The 22,291-nt window shown below is 53.8% G+C and carries 23 protein-coding genes; 11 read left to right on the forward strand and 12 right to left on the reverse strand.

Annotation, left to right across the window (positions count from 1 at the left end; all coding sequences use genetic code 11):
- On the forward strand, positions 1-880 hold an 880-nt coding region (locus OES20_04865; GenBank protein ID MDH3634019.1), incomplete at its 5' end, for a CoA transferase.
- Positions 881-1,183: 303 nt separating this feature from the next.
- On the opposite strand, the gene OES20_04870 is transcribed toward OES20_04865, so the two are convergent.
- Complete coding sequence (locus OES20_04870; GenBank protein MDH3634020.1) at positions 1,184-1,597, reverse strand: YbaN family protein; 414 nt, start codon at positions 1,595-1,597, stop codon at positions 1,184-1,186.
- Between the two features lie 560 nt (positions 1,598-2,157).
- Between OES20_04870 and OES20_04875 the strand changes: the two genes are divergently transcribed.
- From OES20_04875 to OES20_04885, 3 genes are all read left to right on the forward strand, one after another.
- On the forward strand, positions 2,158-3,213 hold the full coding sequence (locus tag OES20_04875) for a hypothetical protein (GenBank protein ID MDH3634021.1): 1,056 nt from the start codon (positions 2,158-2,160) through the stop codon (positions 3,211-3,213).
- A 594-nt stretch (positions 3,214-3,807) separates the two neighbouring features.
- Entirely contained in the window at positions 3,808-3,990 is a 183-nt protein-coding gene (locus OES20_04880; GenBank protein ID MDH3634022.1) for a hypothetical protein, read from the forward strand.
- A gap of 201 nt (positions 3,991-4,191) precedes the next feature.
- Complete coding sequence (locus OES20_04885; GenBank protein ID MDH3634023.1) at positions 4,192-4,578, forward strand: hypothetical protein; 387 nt, start codon at positions 4,192-4,194, stop codon at positions 4,576-4,578.
- Between the two features lie 135 nt (positions 4,579-4,713).
- Here OES20_04885 and OES20_04890 read toward each other — a convergent pair whose 3' ends face one another.
- From OES20_04890 to OES20_04900, 3 genes are read right to left on the reverse strand one after another with little or no spacing between them, the layout of a single operon-like run.
- On the reverse strand, positions 4,714-5,472 hold the full coding sequence (locus OES20_04890; protein MDH3634024.1) for an SDR family oxidoreductase: 759 nt from the start codon (positions 5,470-5,472) through the stop codon (positions 4,714-4,716).
- Positions 5,465-6,376 (reverse strand): aminotransferase class IV, encoded by a 912-nt coding sequence (locus tag OES20_04895; protein ID MDH3634025.1) that lies wholly within the window; start codon positions 6,374-6,376, stop codon positions 5,465-5,467. Before OES20_04895 ends, OES20_04890 begins: the two co-directional genes overlap by 8 nt.
- A 7-nt stretch (positions 6,377-6,383) precedes the next feature.
- The gene (locus OES20_04900; protein ID MDH3634026.1) at positions 6,384-7,175 is read right to left on the reverse strand and encodes an enoyl-CoA hydratase-related protein; all 792 of its coding nucleotides are present in this window, start codon (positions 7,173-7,175) and stop codon (positions 6,384-6,386) included.
- 94 nt (positions 7,176-7,269) lie between these two features.
- On the opposite strand from OES20_04900, the gene OES20_04905 reads away from it, so the two are divergent.
- The gene (locus OES20_04905) at positions 7,270-7,560 is read left to right on the forward strand and encodes a DUF1330 domain-containing protein (GenBank protein MDH3634027.1); all 291 of its coding nucleotides are present in this window, start codon (positions 7,270-7,272) and stop codon (positions 7,558-7,560) included.
- 23 nt (positions 7,561-7,583) lie between these two features.
- Here OES20_04905 and OES20_04910 read toward each other — a convergent pair whose 3' ends face one another.
- Complete coding sequence (locus OES20_04910) at positions 7,584-8,483, reverse strand: hypothetical protein (GenBank protein ID MDH3634028.1); 900 nt, start codon at positions 8,481-8,483, stop codon at positions 7,584-7,586.
- Entirely contained in the window at positions 8,483-10,786 is a 2,304-nt protein-coding gene (locus OES20_04915; GenBank protein ID MDH3634029.1) for a hypothetical protein, read from the reverse strand. Before OES20_04915 ends, OES20_04910 begins: the two co-directional genes overlap by 1 nt.
- A gap of 153 nt (positions 10,787-10,939) precedes the next feature.
- Between OES20_04915 and OES20_04920 the strand changes: the two genes are divergently transcribed.
- On the forward strand, positions 10,940-12,517 hold the full coding sequence (locus tag OES20_04920) for a Na/Pi symporter (GenBank protein ID MDH3634030.1): 1,578 nt from the start codon (positions 10,940-10,942) through the stop codon (positions 12,515-12,517).
- A gap of 19 nt (positions 12,518-12,536) precedes the next feature.
- On the opposite strand, the gene OES20_04925 is transcribed toward OES20_04920, so the two are convergent.
- Positions 12,537-13,136 carry a phosphoglycerate mutase family protein gene (locus tag OES20_04925; GenBank protein ID MDH3634031.1) on the reverse strand — a complete coding sequence of 200 codons (600 nt, stop codon included), beginning with the start codon at positions 13,134-13,136 and terminating at the stop codon, positions 12,537-12,539.
- A 205-nt stretch (positions 13,137-13,341) separates the two neighbouring features.
- Between OES20_04925 and phnD the strand changes: the two genes are divergently transcribed.
- The 5 genes from phnD (at position 13,342) to OES20_04950 (ending at position 17,692) form a co-directional block, all read left to right on the forward strand.
- Positions 13,342-14,274 carry a phosphate/phosphite/phosphonate ABC transporter substrate-binding protein gene (phnD, locus tag OES20_04930; GenBank protein MDH3634032.1) on the forward strand — a complete coding sequence of 311 codons (933 nt, stop codon included), beginning with the start codon at positions 13,342-13,344 and terminating at the stop codon, positions 14,272-14,274.
- Positions 14,275-14,369: 95 nt separating this feature from the next.
- Positions 14,370-15,209 carry a phosphonate ABC transporter ATP-binding protein gene (gene phnC, locus OES20_04935; protein MDH3634033.1) on the forward strand — a complete coding sequence of 280 codons (840 nt, stop codon included), beginning with the start codon at positions 14,370-14,372 and terminating at the stop codon, positions 15,207-15,209.
- Complete coding sequence (gene phnE / locus OES20_04940) at positions 15,206-16,009, forward strand: phosphonate ABC transporter, permease protein PhnE (GenBank protein MDH3634034.1); 804 nt, start codon at positions 15,206-15,208, stop codon at positions 16,007-16,009. Before phnC ends, phnE (OES20_04940) begins: the two co-directional genes overlap by 4 nt.
- A complete protein-coding gene (phnE, locus tag OES20_04945; GenBank protein MDH3634035.1) occupies positions 16,009-16,824 on the forward strand; it encodes a phosphonate ABC transporter, permease protein PhnE in 816 nt (271 codons plus the stop codon). Before phnE (OES20_04940) ends, phnE (OES20_04945) begins: the two co-directional genes overlap by 1 nt.
- Before the next feature lie 13 nt (positions 16,825-16,837).
- Complete coding sequence (locus OES20_04950) at positions 16,838-17,692, forward strand: alpha/beta hydrolase (protein MDH3634036.1); 855 nt, start codon at positions 16,838-16,840, stop codon at positions 17,690-17,692.
- A 52-nt stretch (positions 17,693-17,744) separates the two neighbouring features.
- On the opposite strand, the gene OES20_04955 is transcribed toward OES20_04950, so the two are convergent.
- Genes OES20_04955 through OES20_04975 form a run of 5 tightly spaced genes read right to left on the reverse strand, consistent with a single transcriptional unit; the run spans position 17,745 to position 22,242 of the window.
- Positions 17,745-18,881 (reverse strand): FAD-dependent monooxygenase, encoded by a 1,137-nt coding sequence (locus tag OES20_04955; GenBank protein MDH3634037.1) that lies wholly within the window; start codon positions 18,879-18,881, stop codon positions 17,745-17,747.
- Between the two features lie 33 nt (positions 18,882-18,914).
- Complete coding sequence (locus tag OES20_04960; GenBank protein ID MDH3634038.1) at positions 18,915-19,616, reverse strand: ABC transporter ATP-binding protein; 702 nt, start codon at positions 19,614-19,616, stop codon at positions 18,915-18,917.
- A complete protein-coding gene (locus OES20_04965) occupies positions 19,609-20,361 on the reverse strand; it encodes an ABC transporter ATP-binding protein (GenBank protein ID MDH3634039.1) in 753 nt (250 codons plus the stop codon). The genes OES20_04960 and OES20_04965 overlap by 8 nt, the downstream gene beginning before the upstream one ends.
- Entirely contained in the window at positions 20,354-21,319 is a 966-nt protein-coding gene (locus OES20_04970; protein ID MDH3634040.1) for a branched-chain amino acid ABC transporter permease, read from the reverse strand. Before OES20_04970 ends, OES20_04965 begins: the two co-directional genes overlap by 8 nt.
- Positions 21,319-22,242 carry a branched-chain amino acid ABC transporter permease gene (locus OES20_04975; protein ID MDH3634041.1) on the reverse strand — a complete coding sequence of 308 codons (924 nt, stop codon included), beginning with the start codon at positions 22,240-22,242 and terminating at the stop codon, positions 21,319-21,321. Before OES20_04975 ends, OES20_04970 begins: the two co-directional genes overlap by 1 nt.
- Between the last annotated feature and the right edge of the window lie 49 nt (positions 22,243-22,291).

The raw sequence follows: 22,291 nt of genomic DNA on the forward strand, positions 1-22,291 counted from the left end.
TCAGCTGGATCTGAAGTCCGAATCGGACCGGGAGGCCTTGTTGGCGCTGCTCGCTGATGCCGATATTCTGCTCGAATCCTTCAGACCGGGCGTGCTGGCACGGCTTGGCCTTGGTCCCGACCGACTCGCCCAGGTTAATCCCGGGCTGATTCACTGTGCGCTCTCGGGTTACGGCCAGACGGGACCTTATGCCCGACGCGCCGGACACGATATCAATTATTGCGCGCTCAGCTCCCAATCGATTGTCAGCGGCACCGCGAAGCAACCGGTGATCGGCTATCCACCGATTGCCGACCATGCCGCGGCGATGCAGGCGAGTATCGCCATGCTCGCTGCGCTGCACGCACGGGCCGGCAATCCCGGCAGTATTTATCTCGATATAAGCATGACCGAATCGATCCTGTCCTGGCAGTACCTGCCGATATTGACCCAATCCGGGGAACGCGCGACGTCGATACTCAGCGGCGGTGCAGCATGCTACAACCTATATCAATGCGCCGATGGTGGTTTCATCAGTCTTGGCGCCATCGAAACCGCATTCTGGAAAAATTTTTGCGATGCATTGGACAAACCGGAATGGATTGACCGTCAGTTTGAATTAATGCCCCAAAAGGCCCTGATCGCCGAGGTCAATGCAGTCATATCCAGCCATCCCCGGCAGCACTGGTGCAATTTACTGGACAATGTTGATTGTTGCTTTGAAGCCCTGCTTGACACGAACGAGTTGACGCAACAGGCACAATTCGTCTCTCGTGGCGCGTTAACCGAAAATGGACCAACCTACCCGGCCCGGATCAACAACCAGCCGGTTGATATAACGATTGAAGTAGAGGAGATCACATCATGTGATCAACTCCACTGGAACTCAAAGGATAGTTAAGACTGCGGGAGTAACGCTCTTGATAGCTACTTTCTTAAATAGGTTCTTTTCGCTCCATCCCATTGCTTAGGGCCGTAAGTCGTCGCTCGATTCTTTAATTTGTGCGTCTGTTTTGCGGAAATTACAGGTTAGTGTCTATCGGTTCACAGAAACTGTAGGGGGCTGAAGATAATTTTAAGCGCGGAGGGGCATGTAGTTTTCGATACTGCTCAGTTGTAACTAGAATTTCACTGTTAAGTATCGTTAATGCCCCTTCTCACTTCTTTCCGAATTCTCATTCTGCTTATTCTTATCTTGATCCCGCTACGACATGGGGTCTGGGCGCGTCCACAGGAAAGTGCCTATGCAAAGAAAGAACAGACTCATGCCGAGCAGGAAGCCCCAGTGATAGCCTGACCAAAGCAAGAATAACCAGCTTACGATCATCATCACAGTCGCAAGCCACTTGGCATTCGACGGCACCGCGCCCTGCTCATGCCAGTCGTTAATCAGGCGTGCAAACTGAGGCTGGCTGTAAATCCAGTCATGTACGCGTTGCGATCCTCTCGACGCCGCCCAGATGGCTACCAGCAAGAATGGTGTCGCTGGTAGCAACGGCAGGAACACCCCGGCAATGCCGAGCGCGGTGGCGGTATAAGCGAGCACCAGGTAACCCAACTGCACTCGTTTACCCGGCATCGGATGATCTTGACAGGCTTCATCTACGTCTTCAGTCATCAAAAGATTCGGGGGACTTTTGGCACATACACAAAATTAACAGATTAACAACAATACGAACAATAGGGGACAGATCACGTATTCTAGATTGAGAATTTCATGGGCGTGATTACCAGAAAATTACAAACCTCCGTTCTTGGCCGAAGATTGCCTCCTGTAACTAGTTGCCAGCGTCGGCTTTGGAGAAAGCTGCCGCTCAGAACGAAAATTTCAGAGGCGATTGTCGACCCAATAGAGACGCTCATATTCATAGGAAAAATATTGCAGATCACCGTTTGAACTACCAATAAACTTGACAGAATCTAATAATAGGCAGACCCTGCATTCATCTACTGACGACCTCGAATGTTAACGCTGATTACAAAAGAGGTGCGGAACCTGCGGTTCAAATAGTTATTCAATGGGCCAACAATAGCCTTCCCAAGTCGCCCCTAGAGATCGTAGCTAATAAGCTAAGACCGCGATGGGATATTGCTTACATACAATTCATTATCTTGTGATTCTGGATTACATCCGACGTATTAACATCGCGCTCGTTTAATAATAATTAGGAGAGCAGTATGAAAGCATTAAAAACAAGTATTCTCGCGGTTGTATTTTGCACTTTCTCAATGGGAGCTGCGGCGCAGCAGAACTGGCCCGAAGCCATCGAGATTCCCCTCGGATTCGAGGCGGAGGGCATCGAACTGGGCAAGGGGCACGATTTTTTTCTGGGCGCCTTTTCCTTTTCCAGCGCTTTCGACTTCCTTTCAGCCAACCCCTTCATCTGTGAAGAGCCTCAGTCTCACGACCTATCCGCTTTCGCCGGCTCCATCTACAAGGGGAACCTGCGCACTGGAGAAGGCACTATTCTGGTCCTGCCGACAGGCAAACCGGTCAGCGGCTTGTCCTATGACTCCCGCACCGATTATCTCTACGCCGCGACAGGCTCCGGCGACTTAGTCAACGGATTTACTGCTCAAGGCGTCATCATCTATGACGCCAGCAGCGGCGAACTCATCATGGAGATTGGGTTCGGCGATGGCATTGTTATCAACGATGTCCTGGTCACCCGCAAGGCCGTGTATTTCACGGACTCGTTCAACCCCTTCTTGTACAAGCTACCCCTTGAGAAGGGCGGACGCCTTCCCTCGACCCCTGTGTTCGAAACGATCTTCATGCCTGACTTCGGGATGGTGCCCGGTTTCAACGCCAACGGTCTCGTCGGAGAGTTTGACGGCAGACAACTCGTGATCGTGAATATTTCCACCGGGGTGCTTTGGCTGGTGGACACGGCAAGCGGTGAGGCATCTCCCCTCGAGATCGAAGGCGCTGAGCCACTGTTTCCGGACGGCGACGGGCTCTACCTGGACGGCCGAACTCTTTACATTATGCAGAACTTCTCCGACAAGATCGCTGTGGTCCAACTCTCGGGAGACCTCAGCAGAGGCGAGTTCATCAGGAATATTGGCGAGGGTCCAGACACTCCGTTGAATATCGCCACGACCATCATCGGTTTCGGCGACAGCCTCTATGCCATCAATACGCACTTCTTTGAACTCATCTGTGGCGACAATCCAGCCGGGGTCCAGACGGAAGTTGTAAGACTAAAGAAGGGGAAGAAAGAGAAGAGATAGGTTAAGGACTCTCTGAATTAAAGGGGTCGGGCCGGTACCGAGAGGTGTGAATGGGTGGCACATCCTCCGTAAAGGTTGTGGGCGTCTCAGTTCTCGATCAACTCAAAGCCTCCTTCACGCCGCCGCGGACTTTGCGTATATCTATGAATTTCACCCGGGTGGTTGTAGAGAAACCGGACCCGGCTCTAACTGCGATCCTATCGCGAGACTCAAAACCCTTACGCATAAAATACGGGCTGTTCGGGCTTTATAACTACTTGTCCCTTTAACTATTAAGCCTCGACCCGGCGGATTTTTTATATCTACTAGTGTCTCTTGTTGGCCGAAGATTGCCCCTGGCAAAGAATTTGTCAACGTCTGCTTTGAAGAAATCACTCGGCCTTATCGACAATAAATCCGTTTGATCTGATGTCGTTTATCTACGGGTGTCGCCGAATTCCCCAGCTCTCGGAAGGCTAAGTAAAAGTTGCACAATAGATAGTTGTCTGGATTGACTTTTATTAAAAACTTCATAATATACTTTACAAATCGGATATAAGTTATTAAATTTAAATGACTTGTTCATTCGAATTAATTGAATAAATGGGGGGATTCATGGAATTGTCTTATGCCAACGATATGGTCGATCGGCGTGCTTCTACGCGTGATCGGCGTTTCTTCGGAGACCGGCGCTCCATCGTTTTACCCAACCTGTCAGATGAATCGCGTCGGATTACGGTGACTGATCGTCGCAGCAGGTTTGTCGATCGGCGAATGCAACAACGCGTGTCTGCGTAAGCAAATGGGGTATCGCTGCGAAATGCAAGTACATGTCCATAGTACTTTTCGATGTTAGCACCGAAATTCCTAAAAGCATCCCGGATGCGCTTGTGAACTAACTCCCTTTATATAACGGGCTGAATTGGGGCGATGATGAGTAAACGACTAATACCCTCGAAGCGTGGTTGGTTACGGCGATATCTTCAGGACCATCTGAAGGTGACCGTACCCTCGAATACAGACGACAGTGAATTGCAGCAAATCTGCGATGAAATCCCGTCTAAGGACTGGGTCCGGGTAAAGAACGCATGGCGTCAGCATCAACACAACGACACGCCCCGCTACATGCGATATATCCATGCCACCAACGAAGAAAACAAGCGCTTGGGATTATTCTGGCAGCGGTTGGTTGCTCAAGATTTCATCACTAAAGAAGATGCGATACTGTTGGCCGAGAATTTTTTCCAGGGATTAGGCGGGTACAGTGACGAGATGGCGAAAAACATGGTTAGAAAAATTTTGAGTGGAGCCGCAGATCGGTACAGAACTAAAACAACCACGACCCACAGTAACTTGAAATCAGATGAGATAGTGCGGGACACTTGAATATAATCAGCAAAGAAACGGTTAACTATTTGAGATGCCTATTGATCTTTAATTAGGGCATTGAAGAAATTAGAAACGGTGTAACCGCTTGGGCACCTATCAATGAAGCCAAAACTCCGGGGCCTCTTACATGCACTAACCGCGTCCGATGTAAGGCATTCTGGTCGCCATGATCGTCATGAACTGCACGTTCGTGTCGAGCGGCAGGGATGCCATCTGCAGCACGGCCTGCGCAACATGTTCGACATCCATGACCGGTTCAGCGGCGACTTCGCCATTGGCCTGGGGTACCCCTTTCGGCATGGATCGGGTCATCGGGGTCGCAGCATTACCGATATCGATCTGGCCACAGGCAATATTATGCTCGCGACAATCGAGCGAGATGGATTTTGTCAGCCCCGTTATAGCGTGCTTGGTTGACGTATAAGGAGCCGAAAAAGGCCGAGGTGCGTGGGCTGAAATGGAGCCATTGTTGATAATTCTGCCACCTTTGGGAGATTGCGCCTTCATGATCCGAATCGCCTGCTGGGCACACAGGAACGGGCCGGTCAAATTGACATCGACTGTCGACTGCCACTGCTCGTAGGACAGTTCCTCCATTGGAATTCCCGGGGTATAAGCACCCGCGTTGTTGAACAGTAAATCGAGTCGACCGAAGCTTTGCTCGACCTGCGCGAACAAGTCTCTTACCTGCTCGGGTTTACCGACATCCGTTGGCACGCAAAGAGCCCGGGTCGAGTCCACGCCGGCAAGTTCGACAGTTTCCTGCATGGGTTCAAGTCGCCTGCCAGCCAGCACCACCGAGTAACCCTGCGTCAATAGGGTACAACTAACCGCCCTGCCGATCCCGCTTCCGGCCCCGGTTACGAGCGCAATATCCGTTTCTTTAACCATGCTCGCTGCCTCGATACTCGATCGAAGTACTATAACGAGGATCGTCATGCAGGGCCCAGTAGGCCGCATTCAGCTTTGCCGTCAACGCACCCGGCTTACCGTCCCCAACCTGTTGATCCGCGATCCTCGTAACCGGCATAACACCGCCCGCGGTGCTGGTGATGAACATCTCGTCAGCAGTTCGTGCCAGGGCTGCGGGCAGCGCGTCCTGCACCACCTCCAGGTCTTCCTTCATCAGCAACTCAAGTATCGTCAGACGGGTCACCCCCTCGAGCACACCGCGTGCAGGCGTGATTACGGTACCACCCCGGCGCACGAATACGTTAAACCCCGGTCCTTCTACGAGATTGCCCTCGGCGTCAACGAGCACCGCGCTATCGGCGTTATTGTCATAGGCTTCGAACAGGGCCATGACCATATCGAGCCAATGATAATTCTTGATCGTGGAATCGACTGACTCGGGCGGGATACGCTGCTGATGGCTGATTAATAGATTGAGCCCCCGCTCGCGCAGCGCGTCATCGGCGATCCAGATGAAGGGGATGGCGAACGCCAGAAACCGGTTTTCACAACTGCGTGGGTCGCGTGATCCGGGCGCGGGTATGCCCCGGGTACAGACAATTTCGACATAGGCATCTTGCAAATTGCTGCGGCTGACCAGCTCGAACATGATTGATCGAACCTGTTCGCGGCTGTAGGGCAACGACATGCGCAGTTTTGCCACGCTGGCATGAAAACGGTCCAGGTACTCATCAATGCGAAAAAATTTACCCCGCCAGGCGTGTGCGACATCGTAGGTTGCATCTGAATGCAGGAATCCCCAATCCAGCACAGGGATTCTGGCCTCGGCAACCGGTATGTAGCTGTCATCGATAAATGCAATGCCCTGTGAAAAATCCGCCATCGCAGCGCTACCCCTGTTCAAATTCCGGTTTACGCTTTTCGACAAAAGCCTGGATTCCCTCACGCCCGTCGGGTGACGCGGCGCAGCGTGACAAGAGTTTTCCCTCGAGTTCCATCTGGGCCTCGAGATCGTTATCCACGCTTGCGAGCAGCAGTTTCTTGACGTAGGCGGTAGACAGGCGCGCACTGTTGACAAGATCGTTCGCAACCTGGTCGGTCTGCGCCGCTAGTTCGTCATCGGCCACGACGCGTGTTACCAGACCCATTGAAGCGGCTTCTGCCGCATCCAGGGTGCGGTTGGTTAACATCAGCTCCTGGGCCCGGCGTAATCCCACCAGGCGTGGCAGGAAATAACTCGAGCTGCCGTCCGGGCACAGCCCGGCCCGGGTATAGGCCATCGTAAAACTGGCGGATTCTGAAGCCAACACGATGTCACCGATCAACGCCAGGCTGAATCCGGCACCCGCAGCGACACCGTTAACCGCGACGATCAAGGCCGCCTGCATACGCGACAACGTGGAAATCGAACTGTGCAAGTCATCCGCCAGCGATTTGACTGCCCCGCCAACCTCGTCGCCATGCGACAGCATTTCCTTGATATCGCCCCCGGCACAAAAAAACCGGCCGCCGGCGGTCAGCACGACTGCCTTGAGCCCTGGGTCAGTGCTACATAAGTGGGCTGCCTGGTTTAACTCACTGGCCATGAGGCTATCGAGCCCGTTGGCTGCATCAGGACGATTTAACGTAATCCTCGCAATCGCATTCTGCGTTTCTAATTTTATGTGTTTGAATTGATTCATCTCGAACTTGATCGGATCTGGTTAAACGCAGTATAACGATTCACCGAACCATGCAGAACATAATTTCTACCTGCCAACACAACGGGAGTCAACCATGAGCGCATACCTGATCGTCGATACAATGATTGAAAACGCGGACCAATACGAAAACTACAAGCAACTGGCGAAACCAATTGCTGAAAAATATGGGGGCGTTTACCGGGTGCGGGGCGGTGACATGGATGTTCGCGAAACGGATTTGTGGACACCGACACGCATGGTCATCATCGAGTTTCCGGATATGGATTCAGCGCGTGCATTTGTCGACTCGGAGGAATATGCCCCGGTTAAACCGCTGCGTCGCGACAATGCCAGGTGCACGCTGGCGATTTTAGATGGGGCCTAGCGGGTGAGATAAAACCGACAGGTTCAGGTTTGCCTGGCGTGAACATTGGCAATCGCCAGGTCAAAGGCATCCAGGGATTCGGATTCACGGTTGCTCACGTCCGGATCACCGCTGCTGACATTGTTGTGTTCCGATTTGTTCCACAGGATTTCCGAGGCCGAGTTAAAGGCATCGACAATTTCGACATAGATATTGGTTGGCGAAAGCAGGGTATTGAGGAAGCTCATGATTATCGACAACACGATGCCGAGTATCGACGTGCTCAGCGCGAATGAAATTTTGATCAGGAAATTATCGATGACAATCTTACTGGCCTCGGCATTGGTGATATCCATCGCAGTCAGTTCAGGTAGAGCTCTCATAATTCCGAGAAAGGTACCGAATATTCCGCCGACGATGAAAATGCTCGGCAGGATGTTTAGTACGTCATTGGTTCGACTTAACGAGAATATACCCAACACCCGGTTGAATACCGGGTTCGAGCCAAACACGCTGTTTGAAATCTCGTGAAAATCGGGCTGGTGGCCGGATTCCTTGCGCAGGTACCGGATGTGCTGCAAAAAATCATCGATCAGGCGAATAATGCCATCCTGGATTAAAAATACGCGGTCGCCAACCGTCATAATATGATCCTCGTTACGACGCTTGTAACGCGCACGTAACTCGAAGTTTTCAAAATAGGTTCGCGTCATTGCCCTTTTGACATGATGATAAAAAGAGCCCCGCGGTTCCGGCCGGGCCATGATGTCTTCATGCACGCGTTTGCAGAACTCTTTGACGAAACGTCGCTGCCGGTGAATCGTTACCGTGATCAACAGTCGCATGATTACGGCGAGAATAAAGGCGAATAACAACACCGGCATCAGATAGTCGGTCGCGTATTGCACCACCACGTTAATTAACTCGACAATAAATTCGTTCATTAGGTGTTCCTTTTTTCTATTAGCCCAAACTTGATAATTACGCGTTGTGATTCCAGGCAATTATAGAGCTTGCAAAAATCTCTGCGTGACAGGTTGCCGGTATCGTTCGGGTCCACCTGCTCGGTGAAGAAACTTCTACCGGTTACCTTGATTAACGGCAACATGGCGTCCTGGTGTTTGAACTTAAGCTTCTGGGTATCGAAAACATACTCGAAGATCGATCGCGCCCGCGCATAACTCAAATCCAGGTTGTAGTTAACCGCTTTGCGGTTCGCTAATGACAGTGAATTGGGATTGACCGGCTTGCCGCCATAGGTCGGGGATGCGAATCCAATAATCTCGATTGACGAAATATCGGCGGTCGCCGATTCACGGTCAAACAGGCTCTTGGCGTAGACCGGAATAGCCCTGCGGATGGTCGTGCGCATACCCGGCTTGAGTTTATAACTATCAGTATCAAAATAATCGTTGCCGAAATCCAGTATCACGTCACCGGTGCTCTTATCAACGTCGGCGATGATACCCGCCTTGGCAAAATCATCTTTAATGCGTTGCGCAACATCCTGGCGATTCTTGGCCAGTTCAAGCGCCTTTTGCAGCTCCTTGGAAGTTTCGGTCAGATCAGATTCGGCCTTGCTCAGGTTTTGCGCGGTATCCTCGAGATCTTCCTTGGCACTGCCCAGGTCCTCCTGCAAACGCGCCACTTCAGCCTGGTTTGCTTCGTAGGCATCCTGTAAACCCTTGAACTTGTCTTCGAGTTCCTTGACCTGCCCCTGGTGTTCTTCTTCAAGACCTGCTATCTGCGACCTGCCCTTCTCGATATCGTCTTCCAGCGATTCAAGTTCACCGCGTTTCTTATCATAATCACCCTGCAGGTTTTCATATTTTTCTTCCAGGTCGGCCAATTCCGCGGCACTCGCGTTTTTCAACGCGGCTTTCTCCGCAGCCTGCTGGTCCAACTGATCTTCGAGCGCTGCGAGCTCCTCCTGGCTTTGACCCTGTTTTTGTGTGAGCTCCTGGATCTTGCCTTCAAGGTTTCTGGTTTGTTCAGCCAGGGATTCTTCCAGCGCGGCTTTTTCGTTCGCTTCCCTGGCCAGGGTTTGCGCCAGCGCCGCAAGTTGCAGTTCGCTTTCGTTGCGCTGGGCACTCAATTCCGAGATCTTGCCTTCGAGGTAATCGGTTTGCGTAATCAGGGTTGCTTCCAGGGCCTGTTTTTCGGCAGCACGCTGTTGCAGTTGCTGTTCAAGCGTGGCCAGCTTGGTCTGATTCTTACCATACTCACTGGCCAACTGCTTTAGCTGGTCTTGAAGGCCCTCGGTCTGCCTGGCATAGGCGACTTCAAGCGCGGCCTTTTCCTGGGTTTCCTGCTCAATTTGCCCCTCGAGTGAAGCCAGGTTACTCAGACTCTGATCAAACTCTGATTTCAGCGAGGAGAACTTTTGCTCCAGCGCCTCGGTTTGCTTCGTGTGCAGTTTTTCCAGGCGTGCCTTCGCTTCCGCTTCTGCGACCAGGGTTTCCTCCAGTGTAGCGACCTGGCTTTTACCCTGCTCGTGTTGCGCTTTCAGCTCTTCGTATTCGGCAGCGAGTTTTTGGGCTTCCAGGGCATGCGCTTTTTGCAACGCTTCGCGTTCCTGTGCCTCGGTACGGATGAAATCTTCCAGCGAGGCGAGTCGGGTCTGATCGTCCTCGAACCTGGAGCGCAGGGTTTCAATTTTCTGTTCCTGCTTTCGGGTTTCGGCGGCGTACTGTTTTTGCAGCTGAGCCAGTTCCGCTTCTTCCTGCTGTAACTGTTGCTGTAGTGTTTGGAGGTCCGCACTACGCTCGTAAACGGTTTGCTGCAGTCGCTGGTTCTGTTGCTTTTGCGATGAAAGTTGCCGCGATGCCTCCGCCTTGGCAACCGCGTTGGCGTTCATCATCGAAACTATCATTTGCTGGTATTTATTAAGCTCGGCCTCGCGCTGTTCCTGATCCTTCGATTGCTGTGCCAGCTTTTTCTTCTTGGCCGATGCTTCGTCTTCTAGCAGGGCAATCTGGTCGATGATTTCCTCGTATATTTTTTGTTCCTGCTGGCTGGCTTGCTCGGCCAGGTACTCATCCTTTACCGTTTCATATAGTTCAAGCTCCTGTTTGACTTCCTTGATCCTGGCGTGAGAGGTGACCGAGATCATGCCGGTGCGCAGGCTCGATACCATGTACATGACGAGAAAAATAAAGGCGAGCACCATAAACAGGTCGCTGTACGAAGCCCACTGGGTACCGCTTGCATGTTGACTTGCACGAATTTCGTTGTAGTCGAAGCTCACAACCTGTCCTTAGATACTGTTAGAGTATGTGTGGACAATTAAGGTTAGCACGGAAACACCCCTTTTGTTAATTGAACTGCGTAACAGTTTTGAGATAAATGTTACTGAATTTAATGGAATAACGGGGTCTGAGAAGGGCCTGCGGAGGGCAATTTGGTTTCCTTGATACAGGCCATCGGCGGTATTGGTGTTTTTCTGCTCGGTATGGTCGTCATGACCGAGGGTCTGAAAGCACTCACCGGGGCACGCATCAGCCAGTGGCTGGCGGACGCCACGCACAGTCCCTGGAGCGGCGCTACCACCGGGGCCATTAGTACCGCAATCCTGCAATCCTCGAGCGCAACCACGGTCGCCGCGGTCGGCTTTGTCGGCGCTGGGCTGCTCGGTTTTTCACAATCGCTCGGGATTATCATCGGCGCCAATATTGGCACCACGATCACCGGCTGGATGGTCGCACTCCTCGGATTCAAGTTGCAATTGGGAAGCCTGTTGCTGCCGATTATTTTCGTTGGTGTGATGATGCGCATTTTTGCGTCCGGCAGAATTAGGCAAATTGGTTTCTCGCTGGCCGGATTTGGTTTGATATTTATCGGCATCGACCTGTTGCAACAGGCGGCGGCGCAGTACACGGATTTCGTCAACCTGGATCTGCTGCCGGCAGACAACCTGACGGGTCGCCTCAAGCTTTTACTGCTGGGCATTATCATCACCATTCTTACCCAGTCATCCAGTGCCGGTGTCGCCACGGCACTGGTCGCGATCAACGCCGGTGCGATAAATTTTGAGCAGGCCGCAGCGCTGGTGATCGGCATGGACGTCGGCACTACCGTGACCGCAGCAATCGCCACGATCGGTGGCACTGCCGGCACGAAACGCACCGGCTTTTCACATGTCATCTACAACTGCTTTACCGCGATCGGTGCCCTCATCCTGATTACACCTTTCGTCTACCTGTGGGAGGCGTTAATTGAAATTCAGATCCTGGACAACCCGGAAATCGCACTGGTCGCCTTTCACACCAGTTTTAATCTGCTCGGTGCACTGCTGGTGCTTCCATTCACGCAACAGTTTGCGGCGATGATGGTAAACCTGATTCCCGATACCGGCCCACGCTACGCGCGTAGCCTTGACAAGGCACTGTTGAGGGAACCCGACGTCGCACTCATGGCAGTAGAGAAAATTATTGTCAGCGAGTTTCTGACCCTGATGGTTAACATCAACCTGATACTGGAGCAGGAAGAGCATGAAATTCGTGCCGACATGCCGAAGCTGCAAACCATACTCGATGAAACACACGACTTCCTCGACCAGATCGAACTACGCAATCCGCAGAGCCGGGAAGCACAAAAACTGATTGCACTGATTCATGCCACCGATCACATGCAGCGTCTGCACGAGCGCTGTGACGAGGATCTGCAGCGAGCCATTATTGCCAGCCAGCGTCCTGAATTGACCGATGTCGAAATCATCATGGATAGCCAGATCGATGAAATTATCGACGCCGTCGAAGCCCGCCAGTTCGAACGAGCCTGTGAACTGTCCGAGCAATCCTATCAGCGTACACACGGCATGGAAGATCCCCAACGTGAAAAAATTTACCAGGCGGTAGCACGCGGTGAAATCGATATTCGTTATGCTACCGAGTCGGCCGAAGCGCTGCGCTGGTTAACCCGCGTCAGCCACCACATCGATCGCATTTGCCATTATCTGCACAATACACAACAGCAATAGCCGCAACTACGGCAATGGTTCAGCCGAATTGCAACTCTCGAATCTGAGCGGTGTGCAGGTGCTCCAGCTGGCGATGTTCGGAACCATCCATCCGGGCAAATGCCGTTTCTAAAATCTGCAGTGCGTCACCGTGGGAAACCAGCAAAATGCTGGTATTCGAACAGCAATTTTCATACTCGACAATCACCGATGTAACCCGCTCCATTACCTGGTTTACACTCTCCACTCCCATCACCTGGTGGTCGGGATTCTCCGCGTCTGCTTTCCACACATCGTCGTAGCCACTATCCGCGGTGAGTTCCAGCTCGCCAAAATTGCGCTCACGTAATCGCCGATCGAGATTAATTGCCTCGACAGCGTCAAGCGAATGGGCCGCGATTTCGGCCGATTCCCGGGCGCGACAGAAATCAGAACTGACAATAATGGTGTTGGCAAATGGAAATTGAATCAGCTGTAGACTTTCCCTGACCTGTACCCGTCCCTGGTCGCTTAAGCCGAAACCGTCGAGACCGTTTTCGGGCTGACTAACGATAATAGCCCGCTGGTTAGCCAGGCTATGACCATGCCGCATCGCGAAGTAGCGGTTATTCAAATGCTCGAATTCAAGCAGGCAATTCAAACTGAATCTCTACAGTAACATGGGAAGTCGGGATTCTCCCGCGGGTTGAACAACAGTTGCATCACCGGTATCAAAGGATAATAATGAACCCACAGCGGGGACAGGTCTAATTTACTGACACCGATAATAATAGCCCGCTCAATACAACAAACCGAGGAGAATTTTAATGAATAAGCCGATATCGATCCCGGCCCGTCTTTGCGGGATGCTTTTAATCTTTTGTTTTTCTAGCCTTGCAATGGCCGCAGACTGCTTTCGCGGTACGCTGGATGAACAATACTGTGACCGCGACCATGACCTGGTCGCCGACCTGCCGCTTGACCCGGCCGAGTGGATCAATCCCGACACCATCATCTTTTCTTATACTCCGGTCGAAGATCCCGCGATCTACGCCAAGGTCTGGGATGGTTTCATCAAGCACATGTCCGAGGTTACCGGTAAGAAAGTCGTATTTTTTCCGGTCCAATCCTATGCCGCCCAGTACGAAGCAATGCGCTCCGGGCGACTGCATATTGCAGGGGTAAACACCGGCGGCAATCCGGTTGCAGTTTCCTGCGCCGGCCTGGTGCCATTTGCAATGATGGCGTCGAAAGACGGATCTTTCGGCTACGAAATGGAAATCATCGTGCCCAAGGGTAGCGCTATCAAATCACCCTCTGACATCAAGGGCCGCACGCTCGCATTTACCTCACCGACATCCAACTCGGGCAACAAGGCCCCGTCGGCACTGCTGAAATCCGAATTCGGCCTGGTCAAGGACGTTGATTTCAAGACCGTGTTTTCCGGTAAGCACGATAATTCCGTGCTCGGCATCGCCAACAAGGACTACGAGGTCGCCGCGGTGGCAAACTCGGTCATGAATCGCATGATCGATCGCAAGGTAATCGACCCAGCCAATATAACCTCGATCTACAAATCGGCGACCTTCCCGACCACCGGTTACGGGCACGCACACAACCTGCACCCCGAAGTCGCGGCCAAGGTCAAACAAGCCTTTTTTACCTTCAAATGGGAAGGTTCTGATCTGCAGAAAGAGTTCAAGAAAGAAGGCCGTTTCGTCTCGATACACCATAAATCCGACTGGAACGTCATCCGCAAGATCGACACTGCCAATGGTGTCAGCTACGACTGTAAGTAGGTGCTGCCTGCATTATTGAAACACTGAGCCGCGAAAACTTTTTCGCGGCTCGGATTCTCTACACGCCTGCATAACACTTCCACCGGATCAGCAAAATGCTTCGCATCGAAAACCTGGATAAACAGTATAAAACCGGCGATCACGCACTTAAAGACATTCATCTTGTGATCCCTGGAGGCCAGGTTATGGCATTGATCGGCCCGTCAGGAGCAGGCAAGAGCACTCTGATACGTTGCGTTAATCGACTGGTTGAGCCGACCTCGGGCCAGGTTTATCTCGGTGATCTTGAGCTGACCGGTCTGGGTTCGACCGCGTTGCGGCGCGCACGCCGGCGCATGGGCATGATATTCCAGGAATACGCACTGGTGGAGCGACTCAGCGTGATGGAAAACGTATTGTCCGGACGCCTTGGCTACGTAGGCTTCTGGCGCAGCTATTTCCGCAAATTTCCGCAATCCGACATCGACGAGGCTTTCAAATTACTGGGCCGCGTTGGCCTCGATCACATGGCCGACAAACGCGCAGATGAACTATCGGGTGGACAACGCCAAAGAGTTGGTATTTGCCGGGCCTTGATCCAGAATCCGGAATTGTTGCTGGTCGATGAACCCACTGCGAGTCTCGATCCCAAAACCTCGCGCCAGATCATGCGTCTTATCTGCGAACTCTGCGACGAACGGCAACTGGCCGCAATCATCAATATTCACGATGTGCTGCTGGCGCAGATGTTTGCACGGCGCATCGTCGGTCTGCAACTGGGCACCATCGTCTACGATGGTCCTCCAGAGGATCTGACCTCCGAAGTGCTGACCGATATCTACGGTGAAGAGGACTGGGAAGCGACCATTGAAGCCGTCAAGGATGACGATGACCTGGATAATGACCTGGATCTCGATGCAGATTCCAAGGTCGCAAAATTGAAGCCCGTCTCTTGAATCAGACCGCACCAATCCGCACCTGGAAACGGCCACCGTTTATCAAGAACCCAACCCTGCGCTGGGGGCTTTGGGTCGGCGTTGCAATTTATCTCGCGCTGGCGCTCGGCACGATGGAAATTGACTGGATCCGTGTTACCGAAGGCGCGACCCGCGGCAAGCGTTTTATCATGGCGTTTTTTCCACCCGATTTCGTGTCACGCTGGGATTCGATCGAGGAAGGCATTATGGAAAGCCTGTGGATGACGATTACATCGACCGTAATCGGTATCCTTCTATCGATACCGGTAGGTCTTGGTGCTGCTAGAAACCTTTCCTACAGACCGATCTATCTTTTCTGTCGCGGAATACTCGCGGTATCACGGACATTTCCCGAAATAATACTGGCCATCTTCTTTGTCAAACTGTTTGGCTTTGGTCCGTTCGCTGGATTTCTGGCACTCAGCGTGGGTACCATTGGTTTTTACGGCAAGCTCCTCGCCGAGGATATCGAATCCATGGATCCGGTACAGGCAGAGGCAGTCAAGTCCGTTGGTGCCGGCTGGCTGCAATGGTTGAACTATGCGGTGCAACCGCAGGTGATGCCGCGCATGATCGGCCTCGGAATATATCGGCTCGATATAAACTTTCGCGAATCGGCCGTGGTTGGAATCGTCGGTGGTGGCGGCATCGGAGCGACCCTGTTGACATCCTTTGATCGCTACGAGTTCGATTCCGCGGCGGCGATCCTGCTGGTCATTATCGGCATCGTCATGGCGATGGAGTATTCCTCCGGTTACATTCGGCGCTGGGTGCAATAATGCCGACACTGGAAATAGCGGGTAGCAAGATCTGGAAACGACGCACCACGCCGGCACAGTTCGCCGTGTGGTTTGGGTGGCTAACCGGGGTTGCAATATTTGTTTATTGCTGGGAATTGATTTCGGAAAAAACCATCTGGTTTTTCGTTACCGACGCACCCAAGCAGGCCGCCGATATGGCCGAACGCATGGTACCACCGAAGTGGTCCTATATGGATACACTATGGGCACCTGTCTGGGATACGATTAATATCGCCACGCTGGGCACGATGATTGCCATCGTGATCGCAGTACCGGTTGCTTTTTGCGCGGCGCGCAATACAACGCCCAGCGTGCATTTCGTGCGCCCCGTGGCCCTGTTTGTCATCGTCTCGTCGCGTTCGATCAATTCGCTGATCTGGGCATTGATGCTGGTGACGCTGATCGGCCCCGGTGTGCTCGCCGGCGTCATTGCGATCGGCTTGCGCTCGATCGGTTTTTGCGCCAAGTTGCTGTACGAGGCCATCGAAGAGATCGATCACAATCAGGTCGAGGCAGTTATCGCGACCGGTTCATCACGCGGTCAGCAGTTAAGCTTCGGTATCGTGCCGCAGATCATGCCGGCGTTTGCCGGTATTTCCGTGTTTCGCTGGGACATCAATATCCGCGAATCGACCGTATTGGGACTGGTCGGCGCCGGTGGAATAGGCCTGCAACTCGACGCATCTATCTCGACCCTGGCCTGGACCCAGGTGTCATTGATTCTACTCGTGATTCTGGCAACCGTCATAGTAAGTGAGTGGGTCTCGGCGAAAATCCGACACGCGATTATTTGATCCAGAAAACTTCATGACACGCGCCATACCCGTCGATCCTCTGCTCGAAGACAATTACAACAATATGGCCCGGCGCCCCGATGCGCCCGAACTGTTGCGTCAATGGTCAGAGCGCAGCGAACGTTATCGAAGCAAGGCGGATGCGATACTCGATTGTGCCTATGGCAGTAGCGAACGGGAACGAATCGATTTGTTTCGTTGCGGTGAAAAAGATGCCCCGCTCCTGGTTTATATTCATGGCGGCTACTGGCAGCGTGGTGATAAATCGATCTACAGTTTCGTTGCCGCCGCTTTTAATGATTCAGGAGTAGACGTGGCAATCATCGGCTATCCATTGTGCCCGCAGGTCACGCTATCCGAAATCGTCGCCAGCATCCAGGACGCGCTGGCCTGGTTGTACCTGAGTGCGTCATCCCTTGGCATCTGTGCCGAACGCATCAATCTTTGCGGTCATTCAGCGGGCGGACATCTGACCGCAATGGCACTGATCACAAACTGGATCGCCCGTGACAATGGCTTTCCCCTTGACCTGGTCAAGACTGGAATCCCCATGAGCGGCCTGTATCAACTTGAACCATTGCTGCACACAACGATCAGCGACGCGCTGCACCTTAGTACAGACGAAGTGCAACGACTCAGTCCCGGTTTCTCAAGGCCGACATCATCGGCACCTGTGCTGGCGATTGTGGGCGGTGCCGAAACCCCCGAGTTCTTCCGGCAAACCGACGCACTGGTTGAACACTGGTCTGAATCCGGCCAACAAATTGAAAAGTTTGTCGAATCCGACGTCGATCATTTCGACCTGGTCGATCGGCTCGCATCCACCGACAGTGAAATTTTTCGGCGCGTTACCGGCTGGCTCAGGTAAATTCAATTCCGGAAAGTTTGCTGTCGTCTAAACTGCTTCAATCGCGCTCGCGCTATGCATCGAGATAATCTTCGTAGGCAGTGATGAAATCGGGTGACAGCTTACGCAAACGCTCCATGTCAATCCTGCCCGAGCGAGCCAGGTAGCTGTAGGCAAATTCCATCGGCGGCAGCTGCATGTGCTCAGCAAAATGATCGTACCATCGCGCCGAGCTGTTGGCGGCGTCGACGATCTTGCGCGCGATCGGCTGACGTTGCCGCTGAAAATCAGCGAGGGCGGATTCAAGTTCCAGGTTGTCTTTAATCGCCTTACCCAGTGCAATCGAATCCTCGAGCGCCAAGCGCGTGCCCGAGCCGATCGAAAAATGTGCGGTATGCGCTGCATCACCGAGAATTACGCGATTGCCAGCAACCCAGCGCTCGCACCACAGCCGCGGGAACTGCCGCCAGTGCGATTTATTGACCAATAGCGGCGCCTCGTCAAGCGTTTCGAAAAACAGTTCGCCACAGACGCGTGCACTTTCGCACTCGTCCATGTCTGCAAAACCGTAGGCGGCGAAGCTCGCCGGGTCGCACTCGACAATGAAAGTGCTCCGGCCCGGCGCATAGCGGTAATGGTGCGCGTTCAACACCCCGTGTGGACCTTCGATGAAGGTTTGCGTCAACGTGGCAAAGTCCCGCGGCGTGCCGAACCAGGCAAAGTGATTATCGAAATTTGTCAGCTTTGGCGCGAAAGCTCCCGGATCGCTGCGGCGCACCAGCGAATTCAGGCCGTCGGCGCCGACGACTAAATCGGCCTCGATACCGTCAAGGGATTCGATTGTCTGTCCGAATGTGATTTCGACGCCGCAGTCCTGCGCCCGCCGCTGCAGGATTTGCAACAGCTCGAGCCGCCCGATGGCGGCAAAACCGATACCGTCCAGCTTGATTCGTTTGCCCTTGAGCGAGAGCGTCATGTCACGCCAGCGCTCCATCTGCGGCGTGATCAATGCATGCGTCGCGGGGTCGTCGGCTTGCAGAAAATCGAGTGACTGGTCGGAAAACACCACGCCGAAGCCGAAGGTAGCATCTGTCGGGTTCTGTTCGGTGATCCGGATGCGGGATCGTGGCAATGCGACCTTGAGCAAAATCCCGAGATACAGACCAGCCGGCCCGGCGCCAATGATTTCAACCTGTTTCAGTTCGACCATGAATTATCCTGCCCGCGAATTGGTAGCCGCGTTTCAAACACCGAGATAACGCGCCTTCAATTCGCCATCGCCGGCCAGCGACTCGGAATCGCCAGACCAGACAATGCACCCTTTTTCGATAATAAAATGGCGATCGGCAATCTGCGTCAGCTCTTCAATGTTTTTGTCGATCAGCAAGATGGTCAGGCCGGTTTGTTTTAACTGCTCCAGTCGGCGCCAGATTTCCTGACGGATTAACGGCGCCAGCCCCTCGGTCGCTTCGTCCAGGATCAACAGGCGCGGATTGAGCATTAACGCGCGGCCGATGGCGAGCATTTGCTGCTCGCCTCCCGACAGCAGGGCGCCCTGATTACCGAGACGCTCGGCCAGCCGTGGGAAAAACTCGAGCACCTTTTCAAGCGTCCATGGATCGTCGCTGCCGCTGTAGTTGGCGGCGGTCGCGAGCAGATTCTCGCGCACGCTCAAATTGGGAAAAACCTGGCGGCCTTCCGGTACCAGGCCGATACCGAGCTGTGCCACTTCATAGGCCGGTCGGCCATCGACGCGCACACCGTCGAAACGAATCTCGCCCTGGCGGCACGGAATGATGCCGAGGATCGAGCTGATCGTCGTGGTCTTGCCCATGCCATTGCGACCAATCAGTGTGGTAACCTGCCCTTCGTCGCAATTTAGGCTGACGCCGAACAGAGCCTGGATCGGACCATAGAAGGTCTCGACTCCGTCGAGCTCAAGCATGACTGTCCCCGAGATAAGCGCGCTGAACTTCCGGATTGTTGCGGATATTCTCAACCGTGTCGGTGGCAATAATGTGGCCGTTAACCAGCACCGACAGGCGGTCTGCCAGGCTGAACACCGCGTCCATGTCGTGTTCGACCAGCAGGATCGTCATCTCGCCCTTCATGCGGTTTAAGATTTCCACCATCATCGCGCCCTCCTCCTTGCCCATGCCGGCCATGGGTTCGTCGAGCAACAGCATACGTGGTTGCATCGCCAGTGCCATTGCCACCTCGAGCTGGCGTTGCTCACCGTGGGAAACATTGGCGGCAATGCGGTCGGCTCTATCGTCGAGGCCTACCTGCGCCAGGCCCGCCAGTGCAGCCTGTTTCAATTTATCGTCCTGATTGACCGGCGCCCAAAAGCGAAACGAATGTCCGCTACGCCCCTGCACCGCGAGCATGACATTTTCCAGCAGCGTCATCGGCAGCACCACGCTGGTGATCTGGAACGAGCGCGCCAGACCCTCGCGGGCACGCCGCGCCATGCTGAAGCCGGTAATGCTGTGCCCGGCAAACTCAATTTCACCGCTGTCGGGTTTCAATTGTCCGGACAGCTGTGCCAGCAGCGTGGTTTTACCGGCGCCATTGGGACCGATGATCGCATGTATCTGCCCGCGCTCGATTTCAAGGTTGACGTTTTCAGTAGCGACGATGCCACCGAAATACTTGTGCAGACCACTGATCCTGAGCAGTATTTCAGCCATCTTCGTCTCGCTTGCGATCGAGCAGGCTCATCCAGCCGTGAATGCCGCCCTTGCCGTAGAGTACCAATACCACCAGCATCAGGCCGAAGATCAGGTGCCAGTAAACCGTAATCGCCGACAGAAACTCCTCTAGGGTGATAAAGGCTATGGTGCCGATCAGCGGCCCGAACAGACTGCCGACGCCACCGATCAGGACCATGAAGATCAGCTCACCGGAACGCGCCCAGCCGATCATGTCCGGGCTGATAAAGCCGGAGAAGTTACCCAGCAGCATGCCGGCCAGGCTGCATAACATTGCCGAGATCACGTAACAGGCGAGCCGGTAGCGGTATGTGTTGAAGCCGAGCGCCTGCATCCGCTGTTCGTTGAACTTGGCGCCGACGATGACCCGGCCGAAGCGCGCATGCACCAGGCGATGAATCAAAAACAGCGACAGGATCAAAAGGCCGAAAATCCAGTAGTAAAGACGGGCGCTGCCATCCATGCTGAGCCAGGCCGGGAATTCGCTGCGCGAATAGATCACCAGGCCATCGTCGGCGCCGTATTCTTCGAGGCTCAGGAAAATAAAATAAACCATCTGGCTGAAAGCCATCGTGATCATGATGAAATAAACGCCTTTCGTGCGCAGGCTTATCGCGCCGGTTATCAACGCAAAAATCCCGCCGACCGATAACGCCAGCGCCAGATGCAGCCAGCCATTGTATAAATCGTAATAAGACGGGATGCCGACGCAGTAGGCGCCGATGCCAATATAGGCGGCGTGGCCGAGGCTGACCATGCCACCGAAGCCGAGTATCAGGTTCAGGCTGATTGCCGCGATGGCGAAGATCAGCGCGCGGCTGAGCAGATCGAGATAAAACGGCTGACCGATCCATTCGAAAATAAACGGCGCCGGCGCGAGGATCAGCAGAATCGCCGCATATACTCTGCCCGAGACCGTCGGCGGCAGCCAATTCACTATTTCATCCCGGCCGGTGGAAACAATCCCTGCGGGCGAAACGCGAGCACGGCCGCCATCAGGATGTAAATCAGCATCGCCGACAGCGCCGGCGCCGCCGTCTCGGCATAGGTGACGGGCATTGCCAGCTTTAAAATGGCATCGAGATACGACCGGCTCAGCGTATCGATCAGACCCAGGATCAGGGCCGCGTAAAACGCGCCCTTGACCGAGCCAATGCCGCCGACAATGACCACCACGAAGGCAACGATAATGATGTCGTTACCCATGCCGATACTGGCCTCGGTAATCGGAGCGATCAGCATGCCGGCCAGTCCGGCCATCGCGGCGCCGAGCGCAAACACGATCAGGAACAGGCGGTTGATGTTGATCCCGAGCGCCTCGACCATGGTGCGATTCGAAGCACCGGCACGGATCAGCATCCCGAGCCGGGTGCGGCTGACCAGGAAATACAGGATTGCCGCTACGCTCAAACCGGCGACGATAATCAACAGGCGGTAGCTCGGCAGCACCAGGCTACCGATCGTAATTTGACCGTTTAATATATCCGGTAACGGTATCGCCATGCCGGCAGCACCCCAGATCAGATGTACCAGCGTGTCGAAGATCAGAATCAAGCCAAAGGTGACGAGTACGTGATCGAGATGATCCTCGCGGTATAGTTTGCGCGCGATCAGCCACTCGACCGCCGCCCCCACGGCAAACATACCAAGCAGGCCGAACACGACGCCGGCGAGAAACGAACCGCTCTTGGCCACCACCGTGCCGCAAAAGTACGCCCCGATCATGTAGAAAGAGCCATGCGAAAGATTGATGAAATCCATGATGCCGAAGATCAGCGTCAGGCCGGATGCGAGCAGGAACAGCAGCAGCCCGAGCTGCAGCCCGTTCAACAATTGCGTGATCAACAAGTTCCAATCCATGCGCTTCGGCCCATAGTGGAATCGGTAGGGAAACGGAGTCGCCCGGTTC

The sequence above is a fragment of the Gammaproteobacteria bacterium genome, assembly GCA_029862005.1.
Classification (GTDB): Bacteria; Pseudomonadota; Gammaproteobacteria.

Bases quoted from the DNA above. Each gene is read 5' to 3' on its own strand.
- OES20_04870 (MDH3634020.1), bottom strand. From the start codon at position 1,597: ATGACTGAAGACGTAGATGAAGCCTGTCAAGATCATCCGATGCCGGGT.
- OES20_04875 (MDH3634021.1), top strand. From the start codon at position 2,158: ATGAAAGCATTAAAAACAAGTATTCTCGCGGTTGTATTTTGCACTTTC.
- OES20_04880 (MDH3634022.1), top strand. From the start codon at position 3,808: ATGGAATTGTCTTATGCCAACGATATGGTCGATCGGCGTGCTTCTACG.
- OES20_04890 (MDH3634024.1), bottom strand. From the start codon at position 5,472: ATGGTTAAAGAAACGGATATTGCGCTCGTAACCGGGGCCGGAAGCGGG.
- OES20_04895 (MDH3634025.1), bottom strand. From the start codon at position 6,376: ATGGCGGATTTTTCACAGGGCATTGCATTTATCGATGACAGCTACATA.
- OES20_04900 (MDH3634026.1), bottom strand. From the start codon at position 7,175: ATGAATCAATTCAAACACATAAAATTAGAAACGCAGAATGCGATTGCG.
- OES20_04905 (MDH3634027.1), top strand. From the start codon at position 7,270: ATGAGCGCATACCTGATCGTCGATACAATGATTGAAAACGCGGACCAA.
- OES20_04910 (MDH3634028.1), bottom strand. From the start codon at position 8,483: ATGAACGAATTTATTGTCGAGTTAATTAACGTGGTGGTGCAATACGCG.
- phnD (MDH3634032.1), top strand. From the start codon at position 13,342: ATGCTTTTAATCTTTTGTTTTTCTAGCCTTGCAATGGCCGCAGACTGC.
- phnC (MDH3634033.1), top strand. From the start codon at position 14,370: ATGCTTCGCATCGAAAACCTGGATAAACAGTATAAAACCGGCGATCAC.
- phnE (MDH3634035.1), top strand. From the start codon at position 16,009: ATGCCGACACTGGAAATAGCGGGTAGCAAGATCTGGAAACGACGCACC.
- OES20_04950 (MDH3634036.1), top strand. From the start codon at position 16,838: ATGACACGCGCCATACCCGTCGATCCTCTGCTCGAAGACAATTACAAC.
- OES20_04955 (MDH3634037.1), bottom strand. From the start codon at position 18,881: ATGGTCGAACTGAAACAGGTTGAAATCATTGGCGCCGGGCCGGCTGGT.
- OES20_04960 (MDH3634038.1), bottom strand. From the start codon at position 19,616: ATGCTTGAGCTCGACGGAGTCGAGACCTTCTATGGTCCGATCCAGGCT.
- OES20_04965 (MDH3634039.1), bottom strand. From the start codon at position 20,361: ATGGCTGAAATACTGCTCAGGATCAGTGGTCTGCACAAGTATTTCGGT.
- OES20_04975 (MDH3634041.1), bottom strand. From the start codon at position 22,242: ATGGATTGGAACTTGTTGATCACGCAATTGTTGAACGGGCTGCAGCTC.